The organism is Stutzerimonas sp. CXK-1 (assembly GCF_057738225.1).
Genome location: NZ_CM173217.1, coordinates 506,072 through 523,948, shown reverse-complemented (window position 1 = coordinate 523,948; position 17,877 = coordinate 506,072). Strand labels below are relative to the sequence as shown.

The 17,877-nt window shown below is 65.8% G+C and carries 18 protein-coding genes; 8 read left to right on the top strand and 10 right to left on the bottom strand.

Going from position 1 to position 17,877, the window contains the following annotated elements; genetic code table 11:
• The first annotated feature begins 249 nt into the window (after window positions 1–249).
• Together rep and trhA are read left to right on the top strand one after the other, a co-directional pair.
• Entirely contained in the window at window positions 250–2,259 is a 2,010-nt protein-coding gene (rep, locus tag AC0KXH_RS02540) for a DNA helicase Rep (protein ID WP_488224101.1), read from the top strand.
• Window positions 2,260–2,348: 89 nt separating this feature from the next.
• The gene (gene trhA, locus AC0KXH_RS02535; RefSeq protein ID WP_043218191.1) at window positions 2,349–2,966 is read left to right on the top strand and encodes a PAQR family membrane homeostasis protein TrhA; all 618 of its coding nucleotides are present in this window, start codon (window positions 2,349–2,351) and stop codon (window positions 2,964–2,966) included.
• Here trhA and AC0KXH_RS02530 read toward each other — a convergent pair.
• The 5 genes from AC0KXH_RS02530 to gap form a co-directional block, all read right to left on the bottom strand.
• Window positions 2,954–3,748 (bottom strand): IclR family transcriptional regulator, encoded by a 795-nt coding sequence (locus AC0KXH_RS02530; RefSeq protein WP_488224100.1) that lies wholly within the window; start codon window positions 3,746–3,748, stop codon window positions 2,954–2,956. The two genes, trhA and AC0KXH_RS02530, sit on opposite strands and share 13 nt — an antisense overlap.
• 91 nt (window positions 3,749–3,839) lie before the next feature.
• The gene (locus AC0KXH_RS02525) at window positions 3,840–5,342 is read right to left on the bottom strand and encodes a CoA-acylating methylmalonate-semialdehyde dehydrogenase (RefSeq protein WP_488224099.1); all 1,503 of its coding nucleotides are present in this window, start codon (window positions 5,340–5,342) and stop codon (window positions 3,840–3,842) included.
• A 4-nt stretch (window positions 5,343–5,346) separates the two neighbouring features.
• Window positions 5,347–6,513, bottom strand: a complete 1,167-nt coding sequence (locus AC0KXH_RS02520; protein WP_312764589.1) for an iron-containing alcohol dehydrogenase — start codon at window positions 6,511–6,513, stop codon at window positions 5,347–5,349.
• Between the two features lie 154 nt (window positions 6,514–6,667).
• Window positions 6,668–7,234, bottom strand: a complete 567-nt coding sequence (locus AC0KXH_RS02515; RefSeq protein ID WP_241833443.1) for a cyclodeaminase/cyclohydrolase family protein — start codon at window positions 7,232–7,234, stop codon at window positions 6,668–6,670.
• Window positions 7,231–8,244: a type I glyceraldehyde-3-phosphate dehydrogenase gene (gene gap / locus AC0KXH_RS02510; protein WP_200627577.1), complete on the bottom strand. Its 1,014-nt coding sequence runs from the start codon at window positions 8,242–8,244 to the stop codon at window positions 7,231–7,233. Before gap ends, AC0KXH_RS02515 begins: the two co-directional genes overlap by 4 nt.
• A gap of 181 nt (window positions 8,245–8,425) precedes the next feature.
• Here gap and AC0KXH_RS02505 point away from each other — a divergent pair, with 181 nt between their 5' ends.
• Both AC0KXH_RS02505 and AC0KXH_RS02500 read left to right on the top strand, forming a co-directional pair.
• Window positions 8,426–9,019: a 3-keto-disaccharide hydrolase gene (locus tag AC0KXH_RS02505; RefSeq protein ID WP_428744146.1), complete on the top strand. Its 594-nt coding sequence runs from the start codon at window positions 8,426–8,428 to the stop codon at window positions 9,017–9,019.
• A gap of 188 nt (window positions 9,020–9,207) precedes the next feature.
• Window positions 9,208–9,780 carry a xanthine phosphoribosyltransferase gene (locus AC0KXH_RS02500; protein ID WP_043218177.1) on the top strand — a complete coding sequence of 191 codons (573 nt, stop codon included), beginning with the start codon at window positions 9,208–9,210 and terminating at the stop codon, window positions 9,778–9,780.
• 3 nt (window positions 9,781–9,783) lie between these two features.
• Here AC0KXH_RS02500 and AC0KXH_RS02495 read toward each other — a convergent pair whose 3' ends face one another.
• From AC0KXH_RS02495 to dadA, 5 genes are all read right to left on the bottom strand, one after another.
• Window positions 9,784–10,302, bottom strand: coding sequence for a cupin domain-containing protein (locus AC0KXH_RS02495; protein WP_061337917.1), 519 nt, complete (start codon window positions 10,300–10,302; stop codon window positions 9,784–9,786).
• Between the two features lie 146 nt (window positions 10,303–10,448).
• The gene (locus tag AC0KXH_RS02490; RefSeq protein WP_043218171.1) at window positions 10,449–10,874 is read right to left on the bottom strand and encodes a c-type cytochrome; all 426 of its coding nucleotides are present in this window, start codon (window positions 10,872–10,874) and stop codon (window positions 10,449–10,451) included.
• A 142-nt stretch (window positions 10,875–11,016) separates the two neighbouring features.
• Window positions 11,017–11,565, bottom strand: coding sequence for a cupin domain-containing protein (locus AC0KXH_RS02485; RefSeq protein ID WP_043218169.1), 549 nt, complete (start codon window positions 11,563–11,565; stop codon window positions 11,017–11,019).
• Between the two features lie 116 nt (window positions 11,566–11,681).
• Window positions 11,682–12,056: a RidA family protein gene (locus AC0KXH_RS02480; protein ID WP_043218168.1), complete on the bottom strand. Its 375-nt coding sequence runs from the start codon at window positions 12,054–12,056 to the stop codon at window positions 11,682–11,684.
• Entirely contained in the window at window positions 12,031–13,329 is a 1,299-nt protein-coding gene (gene dadA / locus AC0KXH_RS02475) for a D-amino acid dehydrogenase (RefSeq protein WP_043218167.1), read from the bottom strand. The genes AC0KXH_RS02480 and dadA overlap by 26 nt, the downstream gene beginning before the upstream one ends.
• Before the next feature lie 151 nt (window positions 13,330–13,480).
• On the opposite strand from dadA, the gene AC0KXH_RS02470 reads away from it, so the two are divergent.
• From AC0KXH_RS02470 to AC0KXH_RS02455, 4 genes are all read left to right on the top strand, one after another.
• Complete coding sequence (locus AC0KXH_RS02470; protein ID WP_043218166.1) at window positions 13,481–13,969, top strand: Lrp/AsnC ligand binding domain-containing protein; 489 nt, start codon at window positions 13,481–13,483, stop codon at window positions 13,967–13,969.
• Between the two features lie 99 nt (window positions 13,970–14,068).
• Window positions 14,069–15,391 carry an NAD(P)/FAD-dependent oxidoreductase gene (locus AC0KXH_RS02465; RefSeq protein ID WP_212542833.1) on the top strand — a complete coding sequence of 441 codons (1,323 nt, stop codon included), beginning with the start codon at window positions 14,069–14,071 and terminating at the stop codon, window positions 15,389–15,391.
• A 56-nt stretch (window positions 15,392–15,447) separates the two neighbouring features.
• Complete coding sequence (locus AC0KXH_RS02460; protein WP_488224098.1) at window positions 15,448–16,995, top strand: phospholipase D family protein; 1,548 nt, start codon at window positions 15,448–15,450, stop codon at window positions 16,993–16,995.
• A gap of 127 nt (window positions 16,996–17,122) precedes the next feature.
• On the top strand, window positions 17,123–17,866 hold the full coding sequence (locus tag AC0KXH_RS02455) for a hypothetical protein (RefSeq protein ID WP_043218161.1): 744 nt from the start codon (window positions 17,123–17,125) through the stop codon (window positions 17,864–17,866).
• The last annotated feature ends 11 nt before the right edge of the window (window positions 17,867–17,877 follow it).

Below are 17,877 nucleotides of genomic sequence, written 5' to 3'. Positions count from 1 at the left end.
AGAGGCGCTTGACCGCCTCGCTGACGCCACCGTCCGTGTTGAGCGCGGGTGCATCCAGGCCTGGCCTGCTTCCGGCACCGCGCGACAAGACTAAAGGAATCTGTGCATTAGCCAAGGCCCCAGGCCAACCAAGCCGCTGCCGGAGGCCAGCGCAGACGACGACCGGCAGGTCGATACCGGCTTCGCCAGAGGTCTGCACGCGGCACCCTGTTAAACTCTCGCCCCCGCTCGAAACGACCTGAACGAAACATGTCCCGACTCAACCCCCGGCAGCAGGAAGCCGTGAACTACGTCGGCGGCCCCCTGCTGGTGCTCGCCGGCGCCGGCTCCGGCAAGACCAGCGTGATCACCCGCAAGATCGCCTATCTGGTGCAACAGTGCGGCATCCAGGCCCGCCACATCGTCGCCATGACCTTCACCAACAAGGCCGCGCGCGAGATGAAGGAGCGCGTCGGCACCCTGCTCAAGGGGACCGAGGCGCGCGGGCTGACCGTGTCCACCTTCCACAACCTGGGCATGAACATCATCCGCAAGGAATACGCGCGCCTGGGCTACAAGCCCGGTTTCTCGATCTTCGATGACGGCGACATCAAGGCGCTGCTCACCGACATCATGCAGAAGGAATACGCCGGCGACGACGGTGCCGATGAGATCAAGAACCTCATCGACAGCTGGAAGAACGACCTGATCCTGCCCGACGAGGCCCTGGCCAACGCCCGTGGGCCGAAGGAGCAGACCGCCGCCATCGTCTACCTGCACTACCAGCGCACGCTCAAGGCGTACAACGCGGTGGACTTCAACGACCTGATCCTGCTGCCGGTGAAGCTCTTCCAGGAGCACGCCGACATTCTGGAAAAATGGCAGAACCGCATTCGCTACCTGCTGGTGGACGAATACCAGGACACCAACGCCAGCCAGTACCTGCTGGTCAAATTGCTGGTGGGCATGCGCAACCAGTTCACCGTGGTCGGCGACGACGACCAGTCGATCTATGCCTGGCGTGGCGCGCGTCCGGAAAACCTGATGCTGCTGAAGGAGGATTACCCCTCGCTGAAGGTGGTGATGCTGGAGCAGAACTACCGCTCCACCAGCCGCATCCTCAAGTGCGCCAACATCCTCATCGCCAACAACCCGCACGTGTTCGAGAAACAGTTGTGGTCGGAGATGGGTCATGGCGACGAGATCCGCGTGATCCGTACGCGCAACGAGGACGCCGAATGCGAGCGCGTGGCGCTTGAAATCCTCACCGAGCACCTGCGTACCCAGCGCCCGTACAGCGACTTCGCCATCCTCTATCGCGGCAACTACCAGGCCAAGCTGATGGAGCTGAAGTTGCAACACCACCAGATTCCCTATCGCCTGTCCGGCGGCACCAGCTTCTTCGCCCGCCAGGAGGTGAAGGACCTGATGAGTTACTTCCGCCTCTTGGTCAACCCGGACGACGACAATGCCTTCCTGCGGGTGATCAACGTGCCGCGCCGCGAAATCGGCTCCACCACCCTGGAAAAGCTCGGCAACTACGCCAGCGAGCGCGGCATCAGCATGTACGCCGCCGCCGACGAGATCGGCCTCGGCGCGCATCTGGACAGCCGCTACACCGAGCGCCTGGCGCGCTTCAAGCACTGGATGGACAACGTGCGCCAGCAGTGCGCGCAGAACGACCCGATCGCCGCCATCCGCAGCATGGTGATGGACATCGACTACGAGAACTGGCTCAGGCAGAACGCCTCCAGCGACAAGGTGGCCGACGCGCGCATGGGCAACGTCTGGTTTCTCGTCGACGCGCTGAAGAACACCCTGGAGAAAGACGAAGACGGCGACATGACCATCGAGGACGCCATTGGCAAGCTGGTGCTGCGCGACATGCTCGAGCGCCAGCAGGAAGAGGAAGAAGGTGCCGAAGGCGTGCAGATGATGACCATGCACGCCTCCAAGGGCCTGGAATTTCCCTCGGTGTACATCATCGGCTTCGAGGAGGAGATCCTGCCGCACCGCTCCAGCATCGAGGCCGACACCATCGAGGAAGAGCGGCGCCTGGCCTATGTCGGCATCACCCGCGCCAAGCGCAACCTGGCGCTGACCTTTGCTGCCAAGCGCAAGCAGTACGGTGAGATCATCGACTGCACGCCGAGCCGCTTCCTCGACGAGCTGCCGCCCGAAGACCTGGTCTGGGAAGGCGGGGAAGAGGCGCCGGTCGAGGTGAAAGCGGCGCGCGGCAACGACGCGCTGGCGGCGATGCGGGCGATGCTCAAGCGCTGACGGCAGGGCTCGCTTTTTCTCGCGGTCGATTTGAATCCTGTAACCCGGCCGCGGCATGCTGGTGGCGTCGCGGTTACGGGAGGGTCGGGATGTATCACGGCGAACGCTTCAATGCCTGGACGCACCTGGTCGGTGCTGCCCTGGCCAGCGTCGGGGCGATCTGGCTGCTGGTGCTTGCCGCGCTCGACGGCTCGCCGGCAAAGATCGTCAGCGTGGCGATCTACGGCCTCAGCCTGATCCTGCTCTACAGCATCTCGACGCTCTATCACAGCCTGCGCGGGCGGGCGAAGGTGGTCATGCGCAAGCTCGACCACCTGTCGATCTACCTCTTGATCGCCGGCAGCTACACGCCGTTCTGTCTGGTCACCCTCGCTGGCGCCTGGGGCTGGACGCTTTTCGGTATCGTCTGGGGCCTCGCGGTGATCGGCATGCTGCAGGAGATCAAGCCGCGCTCCGAAGCACGGGTGCTGTCACTGGTGATCTACGCGGTGATGGGCTGGGTCGTGCTGGTGGCGGTCAAGCCGCTGTTCGCCGCCCTGGGCGGCGCCGGTTTCAGCTGGTTGCTGGCCGGCGGCATCTGCTACACGGTGGGCATCGTCTTTTTCGTCTTCGACGACCGCTTCCGGCACTGGCACGGCATCTGGCACATCTTCGTGATGGTCGGCAGCCTGCTGCACTTCATCGCCATTCTGTTCTACGTGCTCTGATCGGCCTCCAGCGCCGCCGCGCTGCCCAGCACCGCCTCCAGTTCGCGTGCAGCGGCACGCATCCGTGGCACGAACTCCAGCAGCTGCGCCATCGAACAGCGGATCACCGGCGCGTGGCTGAACAGGCAGGCCAGCAGCTCGCCGTCGGATGCACGTACCGGCACCGCACAGGCGACCATGCCGTCGATGAACTCCTCGCAGTCGGTGCCCAGTTGCTCTTCCCGCACCCGCGCCAGGTCGTCGCGCAGCGCGCTGAGGTCAGTGAGGGTGTTGCGCGCCATCCGCTGCAGCGGCAGGCGCGGCAGCACCCGCTCCAGCTGCTCCGGCGGCAGCGAGGCGAGGTAGAGCTTGCCGCTGGCGGTGCACCAGAGCGGCGTGTGGCTGCCGATCGGCAGGTTGATCTGCAGCGGCCAGTTGGTCTGCACCCGGTCGAAATAGAGCATGTCCAGCCCGTCCGGGATGGCCAGCCCGCAGGTCTCGCCGATGGCTTGGGAGAGCTGGCGCAGGATCGCCTGGCGCAGCGCCTTGTGCCGGCTGCTGCGCAGGATGTTCAGCGCCGCGACATGCAGGCGCTCGCCCGGCAGCAGCCCGCCGCGCAGACCGAACTGCAGGAAGCCTTCCTTCTCCAGCGTCTGCACCAGCCGGTGCGCGCTGGCCTTGGGGATGTCCAGGCGCTCGGCCAGCGCGGTCGGGCTGAGCGGCTCCTTCGCCGCGGCGACCGCTTCGATGATTTCCAGCACGCGGGTGATGGAAGAGCCTTTCTCGCGGGGAGTGCTGCGCATCGTCTGCCTTGTCGTTCGATAGAAATGGACGCCCCGCAGGGCGCCCGGGAGTGTAGCGATCGGCACCGCCAGTGCAACGGTACCGCGCGGGTTACTTCATGGTCGGCATGGCGAACTCGGCGCCGGCACGGATACCGGTGGGCCAGCGCCGGGTCACGGTCTTCATCCGGGTGAAGAAACGCACCCCATCCGGGCCGTGCATGTTCAGCGGGCCGAACACCGAGCGCTTCCAGCCGCCGAAGCAATGGAAGGCCATCGGCACCGGAATCGGCACGTTGACGCCAACCATGCCGACCTTGACGTTCTCCTCGAACTGCCGCGCGGTGTCGCCGTCACGGGTGAAGATCGAGGTGCCGTTGCCGAACTCGTGGTCGTTGATCAGTTGCAGCGCCTCGTCGAACGACGCAACCCGCACCACGGCCAGCACCGGGCCGAAGATTTCCTCGCGGTAGATGCGCATGCTCGGCGTGACCCGATCGAACAGCGTCGGGCCGACATAGAAGCCGTTCTCGTGGCCCTCGACCTTGATGCCGCGACCGTCGCAGACCAGCGTTGCGCCCTCTTCCACGCCCAGATCGATGTAGCCGCTGACCTTCTGCTGGTGCTCGCGGGTCACCAGCGGCCCCATGTGCGGCTCGGGCTCGACGCCCAGGCCCGGGCCGGTGCGCATCTGGCTGATTTCGCCTTTGAGCATTTCGACCAGCTTGTCAGCCACCTCGTCGCCGACGCACACCGCGACGGAAATCGCCATGCAGCGCTCGCCGGCCGAGCCGTAGGCCGCGCCCATCAGCGAGCTGACCACCTGCTGCGGATCGGCGTCGGGCATCACCACCATATGGTTCTTCGCCCCGCCCAGCGCCTGGCAGCGCTTGCCGTGGGCCGAGGCGGTGGCATAGATGTATTCGGCGATGGGCGTCGAGCCGACGAAGCTGACCGATTGCACCCGCTCATCGGTGAGCAGCACGTCCACCGCTTCCTTGTCGCCGTTGACGATGTTCAACACACCGGTCGGCAACCCGGCCTCGGCCAGCAGTTCGCCGATCAGCATCGTCGCGCTGGGGTCCTTCTCCGAGGGCTTCAAGACGAAGGTGTTACCGCAGGCGATGGCCACCGGCAGCATCCACAGCGGCACCATGGCCGGGAAATTGAACGGGGTGATCCCGGCGCAGACGCCCAGCGGCTGCATCAGCGAGTTCGAATCGATGTCGCGGCCGACATTGGAAGAAAACTCGCCCTTGAGCAGATGCGGGATGCCGCAGGCGAACTCCACCACTTCCAGCCCGCGGGTCACTTCGCCCTGGGCGTCGGAAAAGACCTTGCCGTGCTCGCTGGTGATCAGCCGGGCGACGTCGTCGCGACGTTTTTCGAGCAGTTCCTTGAAACGAAACATGACCCGCGCGCGCACCAGCGGCGGCGTCTTCGACCAGCCTTCGAAGGCGGCCTGGGCAGCGGCGATGGCCTCACGGGTCTCGTCCGCCGAGGACAGCGAGACATACAGGCGCGGCTCGCCGGTGGCCGGGTTGTAGACGGTGGCATGGCGCTCGGAGCGGCCTGCGACGGCCTCGTTGTTGATCAGATTGCCGAGGGTCTGCATGGCTTCACTCCTGGTTCCAGACGGTTTCGTAGAGGTCGATGATTTCCGCTTCCGTGGGTACGCGCGGGTTGTTGCCGGGCGAGCCGGAGGCCAGCGCCTGGCGCGCCATGGTCTCGCGCAATTCGAAGAAGCGTTCGCGGGCGATGCCGAACTGTTCCGGGCTCGGCACTTTCAGCTCCTGATTGATCGCGCGCAGCTCGGCGAGCAGCTTGGCGTTCGCCACCTCGACGCTGTCGGTCTGTGCGGCGACGCCCATGGCCCGGGCGCAGTCGGCGTAGCGCTCCGGCGCCGCGGGAATCGAGAAGGCTGTGATCGCCGGCAGCAGCATGGCGTTGGACAACCCATGCGGCACATGGAAGAAGGCGCCGATCGGCCGGCTCATGCCATGCACCAGCGCCACCGAGGCGTTGGAGAAGGCGATTCCGGCCAGGGTCGCGCCGAGCATCATGGCCTCACGCGCGGCGCGGTTGCCCGGCTCGTGGAAGGCCGTGCGCAGGTTCGGCGCCAAGAGGCGCATGGCTTCCAGCGCCTGCGAATCGCTGTAGAGGCTGGCCTTGCGGCTGACATAGGCCTCGATGGCGTGGGTCAGCGCGTCGATGCCGGTGTCGGCGGTGACCCGAGGCGGCAGCGAGAGAGTCAGCTCGTAATCGATCAGCGCAGCGATGGGCATGAAGCCGAGGCCCGCGCAGAGCATTTTCTCGTCGCTGGTCTCGTCGGTGATGATGGTGAAACGCGTCGCCTCCGAGCCGGTGCCGGCGGTGGTGGGGATCGCGATCAGCGGCAGGCCGGCCTCGCTGACATCGCGCGGGAAGCGGTAGTCGCGCATCTCGCCGCCGAACTTGCCGAGGATGCCGATGGCCTTGGCCGAGTCGATCGGGCTGCCACCGCCGAGGGCGACGATGGAATCGAAATCACCCTGGCGGACCATTTCGACGCCGGCGCGAATGGAGGCAGCGGTCGGTTCGGGCAGGGTATCGGCGAAGCACTGGCTGGCGATGCCGGCCTCTTCCAGCTGACCGGCGATGCGCGCGACATAGCCGAGCTCGACCATCATGCGGTCGGTGACGATCAGCGGGCGACTGCAGCCCAGTTCCTGCAATACGCGGGCGAGTTGCCCGCTGGCGCCAGCGCCGACTTCCATCAGGCGCGGCAGAACGATGCGATGACTCATAGGGGCCCTCCACGGTCGCGAGGGCGAACCCTCCGCACTTATTCTGAGACTCAAAGTATCGATATGACAGGCAGAGCCTAGAAAGCAGCCGGGAGTGCGTCAAGTGAAAAATGAGACAATTCGTCTCGTTTTAGCCAGCGACGAGGTTAGACTGCTACCGAAGAGCGGCGAGACAGCGATCGGCGTCCTGCTGCAGACGCGTTCGCGCCGCGCGCAGCCGGTGCGCTTGTGCGGCGGACAGTTGCGCGAGATCGGCATCCACATTGAGCAAGGCCGCCGACAGCGCGGCGTGCAGCAGCAGCCCCCCAGCGTGCACATCGCTGGACAGCGCGCCACGCACGAGCGGCCGGGCGACGACAGCGATCTCCAGCCCCTGCAGGCAACCGTGCGCACTGGCCAGAGGTACGGCGCAGGCCTGGCGGGCCGCCAGGTCGCGCGCCTCATCGCCTCGCTGCGCGGCCTGCAGGTAGTCGCTGAAGGCCTGCATGTCTTCGTCGGCGAAACGGCCGAGGCGGCCCAGCAACGACTCGGCCTGCGCGAGCTGCTCGGCCAGCGCGACGCTGTCGGCGTGCCGACGGCTGATACGCAGCGCCTTGACCACCAGTGCCAGCCCCAGGTCGGCGGTCACCGCGGCGGCCGCGCCGCAGCCAGGCGTTGGCGCGTCGGCGGCCAGCGCGGCGCGGAAGGCCGCCAGGGACTCGCGCCAGAGCTCATCGCTCACGGCTGGTCGAGCACCTTTGGCCAGGCCAGCAGCACATCCAGCATGCGATTGGAGAAGCCCCATTCGTTGTCGTACCAGGCCAGCACCTTGACCAGGTCCCCCTGCACCCGCGTGTGGCTGAGGTCGGCCACGCACGACAGCGGATGACCATTGAAGTCGCTCGACACCAGCGGCAGGTCATTGCATTCCATCACCCCTTGCGGCATCTGCCGTGCGCCTTCAATCAGCGCCCGATTGATCGCCTCGACACCGCCCGGCGACCGCTCGGCGACAAAGGTGAGGTCGACCAGCGAGACATTCGGCGTCGGCACCCGTACCGCCAGGCCGTCGAGGCGGCCGGCCAGCTCCGGCAGCACCAGGCCGATGGCCTTGGCTGCGCCGGTGGTCGAGGGAATCATCGACAGCGCCGCAGCACGGGCGCGGTAGAGATCACGGTGCGGTTTGTCGAGCAGGTTCTGGTCGTTGGTGTAGGAGTGCACGGTATTGAGCAGCCCTTGGCGGATGCCCACCGCTTCGTGCAGCACCTTGGCCAGCGGCGCCAGGCAGTTGGTGGTGCAGGAGGCGTTGGAAACCACCCGTTGGCTGCCGAGCAACTGATGGTTGACGCCGTAGACCACCGTCAGGTCCGCGTTGTCGAGCGGGTGCGACACCAGCACACGCCGCGCACCGGCCTGCAGGTGCTGGTCGACCTGCTCGCGCTTCTTGAATACCCCCGAGCATTCCAGCACCACATCGACATCGAGTTCCTTCCAGGGCAGTTGCGCCGGATCGCGCTCGCGCAGCAGCCGGATCGACTGGCCGCGGATCTGCATCACGTCGTCGCGCACATCGACCTGGCCGTGAAAGCGGCCGAAGGTCGAATCGAAGCGGGTCAGATGCGCCAGGGTGGCGATGTCGCTGAGATCATTGATGACCTCGACGTGGATGCGGTTTTCCAGTCCGCGCTCGAACAGCGCGCGCAGGACGCAGCGACCGATACGACCGTAACCGTTGATGGCAATACGCAGCATGACAGTCTCCAGTGAGAGGGGCTGACACAAGCTTAGGCGCCCGTGCCAGAGCTGCGTTCCCATTGCCGAACCCATCGTCGGTAGACGGGTCGGATCGCTCAGATGGCGGCTGATGTCAGCCCTTGAGTCCTCGTCCCGCAAGCCGCCCGCGCCGACCATCCGCACCGGAGGAGCCCTGACCGTGAAGCCCTACCCACTGAACGCCGATCAATGGCGCGGCTGGCATTGCGACGCCTTCCCGCAGGGCAGCTGGCAGGTGGCCGGCGACGAGCTGCAGGCGATTGCCGGCGCGCCGCGCATCGACCTGATCTCGCGTCAGCGCTACCGTGATTTCGTCTTCCGCTTCGAATTCAGCCTGCCGCAGCGCGGCAACTCCGGCGTGTTCTACCGCGTCGACGAGGCCGCCGAGCTGGCCTGGCACAGCGGCCCGGAGATGCAGCTGCTCGACGACGCCCACCACCCCGACGGCCGCCAGCCGACCACCCGCAACGGTGCGCTCTATGCGTTGCGCGCCGCCGAGCCGGCTACGCCGATCGAACACGGTAGATTCATCAGCGGCGCGGTCAGCCTGCGAGGCCAGCACGTCGAGCATTGGCTGGCCGGGCGCCGAGTATTGGCCTGCGCACTGGACGACCCTGGGCTGCGCGAAGCGATGCGCGGCGGCAAGTTCGCCGGCTTTGCCGGCTTCGCCCAGGCCAGCGAGGGCCATCTGGTGCTGCAGCACCACGGCGAGGCCGTTCGCTTTCGCCGCTTGTCGATCGAACCGGTGGATTGAAATACCCGCTTTGAACTGGCGGGTCGATTTAGGCGAGAATGCGCGGCTTTCCAGGCTGCGGAAAGTCGCAGTGTTGGCGCCATTCGACGAGGCGACGCGAAAAACGCGTCGCCTCGTGCCGTTTCATGGCGCTGCACCGAGGTCTTGTCCGGCCTGTTTCCAAGGGGTTCGCTTGAGGTTGCGCGTTCGTGGAACAGCTGAAACAGAAAATCCGCAGTGAAGGCATCGTACTGTCCGACCGAGTCCTGAAGGTCGACGCTTTCCTCAATCATCAGATCGATCCGAAGCTCATGCAGGCGATCGGCCAGGAATTCGCCCGGCGCTTTCGCGATGCCGGCGTGACCAAGATCGTCACCATCGAGGCCTCGGGCATTGCCCCGGCGGTAATGACGGGGCTGGAGCTTGGCGTCCCGGTGATCTTCGCCCGCAAGCACCAGTCGTTGACGCTCACCGACAACCTGCTAACCGCTTCGGTGTATTCGTTCACCAAGCAGCTGGAAACCACCATCGCCATCGCCTCGAATCACCTGTCGCCCAGCGACCGGATCCTGATCATCGATGACTTCCTGGCCAACGGCAAAGCGGCCAAGGGGCTGATTTCGATCATCGAGCAGGCTGGCGCGAGCATCGCCGGGCTCGGCATTGTCATCGAGAAGTCTTTCCAGGCCGGGCGCAAGGAGCTGGAAGAAGCCGGGCTGCGCGTCGAGTCGCTGGCCCGTGTGAAGTCACTCGAGAACGGCCAGGTCCAGTTCGTCGAATAAGCTTCAGCCACGCCGCCAGAGCGCGACCAGAGCACCCTGCGTACCACCGACCGGATCGCTTACCGGCACGGGAACCTGTGCTGCCCTCGCGGCGGCTAGGTCGTGGCTGTCAGCGTCCGGCCGCAAGGCGTCGTAGCGCTGCTCGAGCGGATAGCCGCCGACCACCTCGAAATCGTCACTCGCCTCGAGCTGGCAATGCCCGGTGCCGGCCGGTAGCACCAGCGCATCGCCGGCCTGCACCTCCACCTCCTGACCGGATTCGCCGCCGAGCTTCAGCCGAGCACGGCCGCGCGCGACGCCCAGCACTTCGTGCGCCGTTGAATGGTAGTGCTGATAGTCATACACGCCGGCGCGCCACTGCGCGGGCCAGAGATGACTGGCGAACAGCCGCTCGAAGGCGCTGGCGTAATCGCCGCCGGCCAGGGGCAAACCGCGGTAGAGCAATACGGGGTGCGGGCTGTTCGGCGTTCGGCCGTCGCTGCAAAAGAAGAGCTGTTCCGGCTGCGGAGCGGTGCTGGGCATATCGACCTCTGGAAGCTGGCGGTGCCACGCGGGATGCGCAGCCGTACATGTCCAATGGACCGACGCCAGCCCGGCTTTTCTCCGCCAGAAACGACGAAGCCGCCCAATCGGGCGGCTTCGTTGCGGGTGCGATCAGCGCGTGGCGATCACAGGCCGGACATGTGCTCGATGGCGGCCTTCAGTTCGTCATCCGAGCAATCGGCGCAGGTGCCTTTCGGCGGCATGGCGCGGATACCGTTGATGGCGTGCTGGAGCAGCGTGTCCAGACCGCCAGCCGCATCGGCGCGGGCCTTCCAGGCGGCGGTGTCGCCAACCTTCGGCGAGTTGAGCAGGCCGGAGCCATGGCAGGCGTTACAGAACTTGCCGACCACATCGGCACCGCTGCGCGCTGCACCACCCGCTGCAGCAGCCGCACCGGCGCCAGCAGCGGCACACTCTTCGCCCTGCACGCAGACTTCGCCAACCGGCTTCAGACGTGCCGCGATATCATCATTGGTCGCAGCCTGAGCGCTCACTGCCCACAGGGCCACTACGGCAGCCTGCGCTACCAGGATCTTCTTAATCAGGTTCACCTTATACCCTCATGTGGCTGGTTACGCTCGCGGCCACGGTATCGCGAGCGGCCGGTAGTATACCGACAAGCCTGCCCGCCTGAAACAATCCGCCGCCATAGCGACCCTGTGTCGCATTGCACCGCCAGCGGTCGCCGCTTTTTCAGAAGTTGGCCGGGGTGGTCGCGCTGATCAACCGTGCCGGCTGGTCGAAGGGATTGCGAAAGCGATGCGGCTTGCTGCTCTCGAAGTAGTAACTATCGCCGCGTTCGAGGATGTAGGTCTGACCGTTGACGGTAAGTTCGAGCCGCCCCTCGATCAGCATGCCGGCCTCCTCGCCCTGGTGGTTGAGCATTTCCTCGCCGGTATCCGTACCCGGCGGATAGGTCTCGTCGAGGAAAGCGATGGCGCGCCCCGGATGGGCCTTGCCGACGAGTTTCATGCTCACCGCGCCGTCCGAGATATCGATCAGCTCGCCGGCCTTGTAGACCACCTGGGTGTCGCCGTCCTGATCGAAGTCGGGCGAGAAGAACTCCACCAGCGACATGGGGATCCCGCCCAGCACCTTTTTCAGCGAGCTGATCGACGGGCTGACGCTGTTTTTCTCGATCATCGAGATGGTGCTGTTGGTCACCCCGGCGCGCTTGGCCAGTTCGCGCTGTGAGAGCCCCTTGAGCTTGCGGATGGTCTGCAAACGAACGCCAACGTCCAATACGGGAGCCCCCTTTAAGAGCGATACGGATTGGCGCCAATGATGGCAATCGCGTTCAGTATTTACAACACGACGAAGCGACCAGGCGCTCTTGCGCACTGGCCGCCTGGGCGGTGTTAGAGATCGGGCCCGGAGAGGTCCGGCAGCGCGGCGACGACCGTGATCTCGACGCGCACCTGCGGCGCGTACATCTCGGCCCTGACGGTGGTTCTCGCTGGCGCGGAACCCGCCGGGACCCAGGCGTCCCACACCTCGTTCATGCCGGCGTAGTCACCGTCGATGTCACGCAGGTGTATCAGCGCCGACAACAGGCGTGTCTTGTCGGTGCCCACCTCGGCCAGCAGGCGATCGATGCTGGCGAGCGTTTCGCGGGTCTGCTGGCGGATGTCCCCGGACAGATCGTCAGCCAGCTGTCCCGAGAGATAGACCGTGCCGCTGTGGATGACCGCTTCGCTGTAGCGGGTTTCAGTGTGCAGACGCCGGATGGGCATGCTTGCGTTGCTCCTTGCGGTAGCCGTATCGGGAAATGTCCAGCCCATCGGTGCTGATCTGCGGCCGCTTCGAGGCCAGCAGATCGGCCAGCACCCGACCGGAGCCACAGGCCATGGTCCAGCCGAGCGTGCCATGCCCGGTGTTGAGGAACAGGTTGCGATAGGGCGTCGCGCCAATGATCGGGGTACCGTCCGGCGTGGCCGGGCGAAGTCCGGTCCAGAATACCGCTTCGTGCGTGTCGCCGCCCAGCGGATAGAGGTCGTTGACGACCATCTCCAGCGTCTCGCGCCGGCGCGGGTTGAGCGACAGGTCGTAGCCGGCGATCTCGGCCATGCCGCCGACGCGGATGCGCTGATCGAAACGGGTGATCGCCACCTTGTAGGTCTCGTCGAGCACGGTGGACATCGGGGCCATGCCCGGATCGGTGATCGGCACGGTCAGCGAATAGCCCTTGAGCGGGTAGACCGGCGCGCGAATGCCCAGCGGCTTGAGCATCTGCGGGCTGTAGCTGCCCAATGCGAGGACGTAGCGATCGGCGGTCTCCAGCTGGCCATCGATCCAGACGCCGGCGAGGCGGTCGCCCTGGTGTTCGAGGCGCTGGATATCCCGCCCGAAGCGGAACTCGACACCAAGTTCCCGGGCCATTTCCGCCAGGCGAGTGGTGAACATCTGGCAATCGCCGGTCTGGTCATTGGGCAGGCGCAGCGCGCCGGCCAGTTTGTGAGCCACCTTCGCCAACGCCGGCTCGGCGCGCGCGATGCCGTTGCGGTCGAGCAATTCGTAAGGCACGCCGGAGCGCTCGAGCACCGCGATGTCCTTCGCTGCGGCGTCAAGCTGCGCCTGGGTGCGGAACAACTGGGTGGTGCCCAACTGGCGTCCTTCGTAGCCGATGCCGGTTTCAGCACGCAGCTCGTCAAGGCAGTCGCGACTGTATTCGGACAGACGCACCATGCGCTCCTTGTTCACCGCATAGCGCGCCGCCGTGCAGTTGCGCAGCATCTGCGCCATCCACAGGTATTGAGCGACGTCACCGGTGAGCTTGATCGCCAACGGCGCGTGGCGCTGCAACAGCCACTTGATCGCCTTGAGCGGTACGCCCGGCGCGGCCCAGGGTGAGGCATAGCCCGGCGATACCTGTCCGGCATTGGCGAAGCTGGTTTCCATGGCCACCGCCGGCTGGCGATCGACCACCACCACCTCGAAGCCGGCCCTGGCCAGATAGTAAGCGCTGGCCGTGCCAACGACGCCACCGCCCAATACCAGAACACGCATTGCAAGCCTCCTCGCCCGTTCGCCGCGGACTTATCCGAGAGTCGTTCTTGAGGCGAGTATAGAAAGGCCTATCTAGTGTTATTCCCTATATAAACGGCTAAATTCGGCGTTTATTAACGGCACCAAGCCTTTCTGTGGAGGTTATTTACCCATGCGAACCCGCCATCAGGCTCGCCGCGAACTGGACAAGATCGACCGCCATATCCTGCGCATCCTCCAGGCCGAAGGTCGCCTCCCCTTCACCGAGCTGGGTGAGCGGGTCGGGCTGTCGACCACCCCCTGCACGGAGCGCGTCCGCCGCCTGGAGCGCGAGGGCATCATCCTCGGCTATTCGGCGCGCCTGAACCCGCAGCACCTCAAGGCCGGCCTGCTGGTGTTCGTCGAGATCAGCCTGGCCTACAAGTCCGGCGACATCTTCGAGGAGTTTCGTCGTGCCGTGCTGAAGCTGCCGCATGTGCTCGAATGCCATCTGGTGTCCGGCGACTTCGACTACCTGATCAAGGCGCGCATCTCGGAGATGGCGTCGTACCGCAAGCTGCTCGGCGACATCCTCCTCAAGCTGCCGCATGTCCGCGAATCGAAGAGCTACATCGTCATGGAAGAGGTCAAGGAATCGCTGGAGCTGCCGGTACCTGACTGAGCGACCGGCCGCCTGCGGCGCAATGCGCCAGCCGTTTCGGCCGATCTGCCCTGTCCGAGGTTTTGCCCTGCGCGCCGCTGCCGGTCTACCCTAGGGCGCATGCGAACCGAACAGAACTCCTGCGCCACGCCGACGGCCGAGGCCGACCACGCCCCTTCCTACTATGCTGCGAGCCGCAACCGCGAACTCGACCTGCCCTGCCTGGAAGGCGAGCAGCGCGCCGACGTCTGCGTGATCGGCGGCGGCTTCAGCGGGCTGAATACCGCCATCGAACTGGCCGAGCGCGGACTCTCGGTCATCCTTCTCGAAGCACGTCAAATCGGCTGGGGCGCCAGCGGCCGCAACGGCGGCCAGTTGATCCGCGGAGTTGGCCACGACGTCGAGCAGTTCAGCTCCGTGCTCGGCGAGGAAGGCGTCACCGAGCTCAAGCGCATGGGCATCGAGGCCGTGCAGATCGTGCGCGAGCGCATCGAGCGATACGGCATCGACTGCGATCTGACCTGGGGCTACTGCGACCTGGCGACCAAGCCCAGGCACCTGCAGAACTTCGACGAGGAATATGCCGATCTGCAGCGCCTGGGCTATCCGCATGCGCTGCAGCGCGTTTCACGGGTCAACATGCCGACTGTCATCGGCTCGCAGCGCTACCTCGGCGGGCTGGTCGACATGGGCTCGGGTCATCTGCACCCGCTGAACCTCGCCCTGGGCGAGGCGCACGCCGCACGCTCTTTGGGCGTGCAGCTATACGAACACTCACCGGTCACTCGCATTCACCCCGGTACGCCTCTGCGCATCGAAACCGCCAGCGGTAGCGTGCAAGCCGATTCGCTGGTGCTGGCCTGCAATGCCTACCTCAACGGCCTCGAGCCCAGGCTCGCCGCCAGGGTGCTGCCAGCCGGCAGCTACATCATCGCCACCGAGCGTTTGCCCGAGCCCCTGGCGCGCGAACTGCTGCCGCAGAACATGGCGGTGTGCGACCAGCGCGTGGCACTCGACTATTTTCGCCTCTCGGCCGACCACCGCCTGCTATTCGGCGGCGCCTGCCACTACTCCGGCAGGGACCCGAAGGACATCCGCGCGTACATGCAGCCGAAGATGCTCGAGGTGTTTCCACAGCTGCGCGGCATTGGCCTCGACTTCGCCTGGGGCGGCATGATCGGCATCGGCGCCAACCGCCTGCCGCAGATCGGCCGGCTCGACGATCAGCCCAACATCTATTACGCCCAGGCCTATTCCGGCCACGGACTCAACGCCACCCACCTGGCCGGCCGCCTGCTCGGTCAGGCCATCGCCGAGCGCCAGAGCCGGGGCTTCGACCTGTTCGCCCGCGTGCCGCACCGTGCTTTTCCCGGTGGTCGCGCGCTGCGCTCGCCACTGCTCGCGCTGGGCATGCTCTGGTATCGGTTCAAGGACCGCTTCTGAATTTCGCTCGCGGGCCGGCGTCCAAGCGAAACGAGCCTCCCGGACAGGACACCACCGTGCGCGCGTCCCTGCTGCTACTGATCGTGCTGGCGCTGGTCGGCTGCGCCAGCCATCCTCGCCCCGAGCCGAGCCAGGCGTTGCCCGCCGAGAATTCGCCGCTGGTGCAGCGCATCGAGCAACTGGCTGCCGGGCATGCCGCCGGCCAGTCGGGCTATCGGCTGCTGCCGCAGAGCAACGAAGCCTTCGCGGCGCGCGCCGAGATGATTCGTGCCGCCAGCCGGAGCCTGGACATCCAGTACTACATCCTGCACGACGGCCTGTCGACGCGCGCCCTGGTCGTCGAGTTGCTCGCCGCCGCCGACCGTGGCGTGCGCATCCGCCTGCTGCTCGATGACACCGCCAGTGACGGGGGCGATTACCGCATCGCGACCCTGGCCGCCCATCCAAACATCCAGATCCGCGTGTTCAATCCGCTGCACCTCGGCCGCAGCACCGGTATAACGCGCGCCCTCGGGCGCCTGCTGCATCTGTCGCAGCAACATCGGCGCATGCACAACAAACTGATGCTCGCCGACAGCCACCTGGCCATCGTCGGCGGGCGCAATCTGGGCGACGAATACTTCGATGCCGACCAGCGGCTGAACTTCACCGACATTGACCTGCTCGCCGCCGGCCCCGTGGCGCGGCAGTTGGCCGACAGCTTCGATCAGTACTGGAACCACAGCCTGAGCGTGCCGATCGAGCAGTTTCTCTGGCGGCCTCCGCGCCAGGCGAGCCTGGACAAGGCCCGCCGCCAGCTGCACCGGTCGCTCGACAAGGCGCGCCGCGAGGCCGACGCGCTTTACCACCGGCTGCTGCGCTATCGGCAACAACCGCAGCTGCGGCAATGGCTGGACGAGATGATCTGGGCGCCCGGCCAGGCCATGTGGGACGCTCCGGACAAGGTCACCGCCCCCGGGCTGCCCGGCCCGGAACTGCTTTTGACCACTCAACTCGCACCTGCCCTGGGCTCGGTAAAGCGTGAGCTGACCCTGGTCTCGGCCTATTTCGTGCCGACCGACGAAGGCGTCGACTATCTGGCCGGGCTCGCCGAGGCGGGCGCCACCGTCCGCGTATTGACCAACTCACTGGAGGCTACCGACGTACCCGCGGTGCACGGCGGCTACGCCCCGTATCGACGGGAGCTGCTCGCACGCGGCGTGCGGCTGTTCGAAATGCGGCGTCAGCCGGATGAAAAAACCTCGTACAACCTGTTCGGCGAGTCCGAGTCGAGCCTGCACAGCAAGGCGGCCGTGTTCGATCGACAACGGGTCTTTATCGGCTCGCTGAATTTCGACCCGCGCTCGGTGCTGTGGAACACCGAGGTGGGGATTCTGGTGGAAAGCCCTGAGTTGGCGGCCGAAGTGCAGCGCCTGACGCTGGAAGGTATGGCCCCGGCGATCAGCTACGAAGTGCGGCTGATCGAGCGTGAAGGTGAGCAGGTGCTCGCCTGGCTGGCCGAGGACAATGGCCGGCGCCACCTGCTGCTCAAGGAGCCGGGCGGCCTGTGGCGTCGCCTCAATGCCTGGCTGACTGACGTCATCGGCTTCGAACGCATGCTCTAGCGGCCACACCCGCGGCGAGAAAATCGTTCTTTGGGGTGATACCACTTCGCCAGTGGTGGTCTAGTCTCTGCGATTGCCAACTGCGCACGCGATACCGCTTCGATAAAAACAAAAAAGGAGCACAACAATGCGCCATCGCATAGGGATATGGCTCTTGGTGCTGTTACTCGGCTGGCTACCCGCCTTGGCCGAGAGCGCCACCGAGCAGGAACTCTCAACCCTGCAGACCCTGCAGATCCACGCCAGTCGCGCCACCAGCAGCCTGCTGCTGTACCGCGGCGAGGGCTTTCAGAAGGCCCACCTGGCCCGCATGGAACGCGACATCCAGGCGCTGGATACAGCGCTGCAGGCCCTGCCCTCGGTCAGCTCGCCGCTGCGTGAGAGCCACCGAGCGCTCGAAGCCAAGCTACGCGAGGGGGCGGCCTTTGGTTTCAAGGAAGACGACATGCCCTGGGGCTGGCCGCTGGAGCTGAGCAAGGCCTTGCGCGACTTCCTCACCGCCGCGCGCGCCCAGCAGGGGCCGGGCGTACATGCCGAACTGCCGGCCAAGGTCGAATACCTTGCGGTGCAGTATCTGAGCCGCGCCTACATCGGTTCATTCGAGACCGCCCGCGAACAACCCGACACTTATCTCGGCCAGGACGAACGGCAGCTGGTGCCGGCAATCGACGCCGAGTTCGCCACCCTTCAGGGGCAGGAATCGAAACTGGCCTCGCTGAAGACCCGCTGGGATTTTCTCAAGGTCGCTCTCGAGGACATGAACAGCGCCAGCAACAACTTCTCGACGGCCTCGGGCCGGCCGTTTGCTCCGATCACCGTGGACCGGCACACGCGCAGCCTCAGCGACCAGTGGATGGCGCTCGGCCAGTAAAGCCGGACGGC